1 protein-coding gene is annotated in these 645 nt (G+C 40.0%); it reads left to right on the top strand.

Annotated elements, in window-relative coordinates; genetic code table 11:
- Positions 1-645 (top strand): 4Fe-4S dicluster domain-containing protein (locus MXE27_RS11750; RefSeq protein ID WP_248612638.1); only part of this gene is annotated, 645 nt, incomplete at both ends.

The raw sequence follows: 645 nt of genomic DNA, 5'->3' as shown, positions 1-645 counted from the left end.
ATGAGTGTGGTGACTGTGTAGATGTGTGTCCCCCTCAGACTCTTAAATTGGAAGAGGGTAAAATTCAAAAGATTCCTCTGCAAGGTTTCTGTGTAATGTGCCAGAAATGTGTGGATATTTGTCCTGTAGATGTTATCGGTATTGATGGTGTTAAAGAACCTGCTAAATCAGATATTCAAATTGAAGGATCTATTTTCATTGCTGACTGTGTCGGTTGTGGAATGTGTGTTCCTGAATGTCCGGTGGATGCCATTACTTTGCCTGAAGTAGGTGGAGTAATTGATATCGATGCTGATACTTGTATTAAATGTGGTGTTTGTTCACAAACATGCCCATGGAATGCAGTATTCATTTCAGGTAAAAAACCAGAAAAACGTGCCAAAGAGATCGTTAAATTTGATTTGGACGAAGAAGCTTGTATCGGATGTAACACTTGCTTAGAAGCCTGCCCAGGAGACTTCATAGCACCTAAAGGATCAAACATAACTGTAGACTTACCTAATATATGTACTGCTTGTGGTCTATGTGAGAAAGTTTGTCCGGTGGATGCTATTGATTTAGAAGTTGAACTTGGACCAGCTAAACCTGCCAGTGAAGAAGGACTAGTATACGATGAATCACAATGTGATTTCGTTGGTGCTTGTG

Origin of the sequence: Methanobacterium alcaliphilum (genome assembly GCF_023227715.1) — an archaeon.
GTDB classification, from domain to species: Archaea; Methanobacteriota; Methanobacteria; order Methanobacteriales; family Methanobacteriaceae; genus Methanobacterium_E; species Methanobacterium_E alcaliphilum.
Note: the sequence above shows the minus strand (reverse complement) of the source record. Positions and strands in the feature narration are given on the sequence as shown.